At 31.2% G+C, this 4,138-nt stretch carries 6 protein-coding genes and 1 pseudogene; all 7 read right to left on the reverse strand.

The features are described 5' to 3' along the window. Positions 1 to 263 precede the first annotated feature (263 nt). Entirely contained in the window at positions 264 to 827 is a 564-nt protein-coding gene (locus ACI3K6_RS23345; RefSeq protein ID WP_435556720.1) for a GNAT family N-acetyltransferase, read from the reverse strand. Positions 828 to 939: 112 nt separating this feature from the next. Beyond that, a complete protein-coding gene (locus tag ACI3K6_RS23350) occupies positions 940 to 1,203 on the reverse strand; it encodes a hypothetical protein (protein ID WP_435556721.1) in 264 nt (87 codons plus the stop codon). Between the two features lie 155 nt (positions 1,204 to 1,358). Then, positions 1,359 to 1,748, reverse strand: a complete 390-nt coding sequence (locus ACI3K6_RS23355; RefSeq protein ID WP_435556722.1) for a hypothetical protein — start codon at positions 1,746 to 1,748, stop codon at positions 1,359 to 1,361. Between the two features lie 183 nt (positions 1,749 to 1,931). Further along, positions 1,932 to 2,052, reverse strand: a pseudogene (locus tag ACI3K6_RS23360) (DUF3885 domain-containing protein); the annotation flags it as partial. A gap of 81 nt (positions 2,053 to 2,133) precedes the next feature. Continuing rightward, a complete protein-coding gene (locus ACI3K6_RS23365; protein ID WP_435556723.1) occupies positions 2,134 to 2,391 on the reverse strand; it encodes a hypothetical protein in 258 nt (85 codons plus the stop codon). 603 nt (positions 2,392 to 2,994) lie between these two features. Beyond that, entirely contained in the window at positions 2,995 to 3,453 is a 459-nt protein-coding gene (locus ACI3K6_RS23370; RefSeq protein ID WP_435556724.1) for a 2-thiouracil desulfurase family protein, read from the reverse strand. Positions 3,454 to 3,588: 135 nt separating this feature from the next. Then, on the reverse strand, positions 3,589 to 3,936 hold the full coding sequence (locus ACI3K6_RS23375) for a cupin domain-containing protein (protein WP_430071199.1): 348 nt from the start codon (positions 3,934 to 3,936) through the stop codon (positions 3,589 to 3,591). Positions 3,937 to 4,138 lie beyond the last annotated feature (202 nt).

Here is a 4,138-nt window from a genome sequence, read left to right on the forward strand (position 1 = left end):
TTCCAACTACGAACTAATGGAAGGTTATTTGGTATGCATATTTTTAGTATAGCACGAGGTATTTTAAGTTTTTATTGAAAAATATTGACAAACTATTAGCTGGTTTACTTCAATAAGAAGAGCCACCAAAAAGGCAGCTTGTTCTTCAACTCTAGCACCCTATAGTTTAAGTGCATTGTTTCACAAACTCGTTTTTAAAGTTAAATTTGGTACTATCATAATATTAGAAGAATGCGAATTAACTTGACTTTACAAACTGGAATTTATCTCTTTGTAAAGTAATATGATGAATATTCCGTCCCATCATGACCAATCAACTTGTTTTCAGTAGGTGAAAAATCTAATTCCTTTAAAGCCTTTATTCTTTCGCTAGCAATGGGAAGTGCCTTTGTTGCTATCATATTACATTCAAACAATGTATAAGTTTTATCAATAATCAATTTTAAAATATCTATTATATTGGCTTTTGTTTCATAATCACTTCTCAAATCTAAACGGAGAAGACCGCAATTATTAAAATAATCTTTAGACTCTCTATGAAATAATTCTATTGTTCCAATTACAGGATTATCTTTTTTATCTATAATAGACCATCTTACAAAACCTTTTCGGTCATACTCAAATTTCCAATACTCAAGAGCCTGCTTCATTCTTTCACGTGTATTATAGTAAAAATCATCTCCACCACAATTATCGCTATTAAATAAAGGAACAGCTTTTTTATCAGAATATACTTTTAACAAGTCATCACAATCTTCTATAGAAATAAATCTTAAATTGAATCGTTTATTTTCAAATTCGGGACAAGTTACATATACACTATCCATATTAATTCTCCTCAAATACTATTTATCAATTATTAAAAAGGGCGGTAATCCTTCATGAATCAACGCCCCCGTTAACTTATGAACGTTTTTTCACAAAGGTATATTTCATAGCCTATTTTTCAAACTTCTTTGTATTAGCATTCCAAGTTCTATTTCCAACCCATAGTCCTAATAAACTCCAACCAACCAAATATATTAAATAAATTGTAACTATCCATTGGATAGGAAATATTATTTTATTAACAACAAACACTTGAAATGTTGGTAATATTAATGAGAAAACTACATACATGAGTAATGTGTTTAATACATATCTTTTTTTACCTTTGGATTTTATTCGATTCCATCTTTCTTTCTGTTTAGTAATTTTACTCACTTGAAACACAACTCCTCATTTTCTCACCTATACTTTTACATTTCCTTAAAATAATTCTACATAATTTGTCGGTTCCCCTTCTACCGCTAACCTGCTCAACAAGAAAAAGACCGCCGCAGCGATCTTCCTCTTTAACTCTTGCTACTCGTTTACATTTATTCACAAACTTCTTTTAATAGCAATTTCCCCAAAAAATATGTAGTCCAATAGTGTAGTGAGCTCACTATAGCAATTATTAAAAGTGCTTCAGTTATTAAAAAAGAAGGGGGAATCATTGACCTAAATAAATAACTGAAAAGGTAAATTAAAAAAATTGATACAGTTACTATTAACATAAATCTGATTTTATTAGAGCTAAACCAAAAATTACTTACATAAGTAACAATACTTAAAATTAATGCTAAACCCACTAAAAAAAATAAGCTATCTATATAATCTTGTATTGCAGGAAAATAATCGTCACGAATAGGTAAATTAGAGGTACAAACAATAATTGCTAAAGCAAAAGAGAAAAAATGCCAACTTCCAAATATAACACGATTCATTGCAGTAACCCCTTTCTGATTTAATTCCATAATACCTTATATCACCAATTTTTCCATATATTTATTTTGATATTTTGGTAAATATCCTTCCTAGTTTAACAACAATAAGAATAGCCTCCACTGCTCCATCTTTGAACTCAAGCATTTTTTCAATTCTCTTCCTCCTAACCCTTGTTCAATCCTTTTTATATCAACTTCTTCTACCCAATCGTAGTATTTTCTCATAAAGTAGCCGTATTCGATCTGCTTCACGGGCTATAATTTCGCACCCTCGGTCGTCGTAGACAAAGAAAAGAATTATCTTCAAGTTTTTGATCCCCCGCTACCCCCTTCATTGTTTTTGCCCAATAAATTTCCCTGATAAATAAGCCAGAGGCACTAATGGTCAAAAAATAACAAGTATCCCCCCAACAATATAAAAGCCAACAATTATTATTAAAAACACAAATATTTCAGTGATTTTTAGTGTAATCCCCCCTTTTTCAAAAGTATAGGAAAACAAAGTACGTTTTCTTTTGGTTATATTTTTTCTCTTACTCATTGTTTTTCCTATAAAGAAAGCAACTATTAAACTAATAAACGGTAACGCCATCCCTAAAAGCAGAGCAAAGTATTCAAAATACGCAATTGAAATATCATTCATAACTATTCCTCCTTTCATTTATTTTTTTCCTTTTCTTAAGAAGCAAGTTCATCTAACTATACGAAAATAAATAAATTTAGGATAAAAATAAGAGCATGAATACGATTAAACGGACTCATGCTCAGAAAAATTTCCCTGCTCCGATGGTGGAACAAGCTTATTTTCAGAACTATCTAATGTTTTTCTTTAATAGATCTATTACATAAAATATTTGAGCAATTATAAAAGAGCACAAAATAATTAAAACAAACCCTATAGTAAATTCAAATTCTATAAATCCCCCAATGATTAGGGGTAGTATGAATAATAAAACGGTACATATTAAAATTGAAAGTAAAAAAATACTAACATAACGCCCCATTTTATATCGCTCACCTAAATTCATAAGATGTTAAGTACTTCAAAAAATGCACATTAAATCCTTCCTTAATTTAAAAAATTCACAAATATTTCACTTTAATGGACCTGCTTCGTTATTTCAACAAGAAAAAGGAGCCATTTAATAACAGCTTCATCTTAAACTCAAGCTCCCGTTTGTTTAAGTACAGTATTTCACAATATCTATAGAACAAACAATATTAAAATGCCATTTTTAGTTTAGAACTAAAGGAAGGTATCTGCAAATTGTTCTTCTGAAATTACTTTTAATCCATTTCTTTTTAGTAAAGCAGAAGTGACTCCCATCCCCATAATTTTTCTCCCGGTAAATTCACCGTTATATATGGTTGAACTGCCGCAAGATGGGCTATTTTCCTTTAGAACCACCAAAGTCGCATTTAATTCAATAGCTTGTTCTAGCGTAGAATATGCTCCTTTTATGTAAAGTTGGGTAACATCTTTACCTGATTTATCAACTACTTTAGCGTTTCCATACAGAACATCTTCTCCGTTTCCACCAATTATCTCAGCTGGTTCTCTTGGCGTTGAAAACCCACCAAGTAATTCAGGACATATTGTAATAGCTTTATTTTCTTCTACCAATTTACTTATTTTATCATTTAAACAATTTGTCCCATTATATCTCACATCTAACCCTGCTAAGCAGGAACTCACCAATATCATTTACTAACCCCTTTCTGCTAAGTCCACTTTTACCAAATATTTTCTTGTTCAACTCCTGCCAGTTTGTTGAATAAGAAAGGGGATCACCGAAGCGTCCCCATCTTTAACTCTTGCCCCCATTTGTTGAGTTGCATTTTAACTGTTGTTACTACCTGTTATATCATTACTGGACTTTTCAAAGCATAGATTAACTGTCCTTTCCTTTGAACGAGTACGATGCATTGTATTCGCGGGAATTGTAAAAATTTCACCTGGTTTCAAAGACACTGTTTCATCGTTTTCAAAGTCAATGAAAAGTTCACCTTCCAATACATAGAATAATTCATCACAATTTTCGTGTTTATGCCAGTGGAATTCTCCGTTTATAACAGCTATTCGAAGAGCGTGGTCATTAACTTCACTCACAATAAAATTTGTATATTCGTTTTGATTTTCTATTAATTTGTGTAAGTTTAACACTTCTAATTGTCCTTTTTTCAGCATACTCTTTCTCCTTTGCAATACTTTATCAAAAGAGTTAGTTCGACAAAAGAGTGGAATAACCTTTTTTTCTTCAACTAACCTGGCCGTTTGTTGAATAAGAAAAAGACCGCCGCAGCGATCATCACCGGAAACCAATATATAACTCAAGCACCAGTTACTTTAATAAGCATTAGTTATTTCTTTTTCTTTTCAAAAAAGGATT

It is taken from the genome of Neobacillus solisequens, assembly GCF_051233465.1.
In the GTDB taxonomy this organism is placed as follows: domain Bacteria; phylum Bacillota; class Bacilli; order Bacillales; family Cytobacillaceae; genus Neobacillus.

Bases quoted from the DNA above. Each gene is read 5' to 3' on its own strand.
- ACI3K6_RS23375 (WP_430071199.1), bottom strand. From the start codon at position 3,936: ATGCTGAAAAAAGGACAATTAGAAGTGTTAAACTTACACAAATTAATA.
- ACI3K6_RS23355 (WP_435556722.1), bottom strand. From the start codon at position 1,748: ATGAATCGTGTTATATTTGGAAGTTGGCATTTTTTCTCTTTTGCTTTA.
- ACI3K6_RS23365 (WP_435556723.1), bottom strand. From the start codon at position 2,391: ATGAATGATATTTCAATTGCGTATTTTGAATACTTTGCTCTGCTTTTA.
- ACI3K6_RS23370 (WP_435556724.1), bottom strand. From the start codon at position 3,453: ATGATATTGGTGAGTTCCTGCTTAGCAGGGTTAGATGTGAGATATAAT.
- ACI3K6_RS23345 (WP_435556720.1), bottom strand. From the start codon at position 827: ATGGATAGTGTATATGTAACTTGTCCCGAATTTGAAAATAAACGATTC.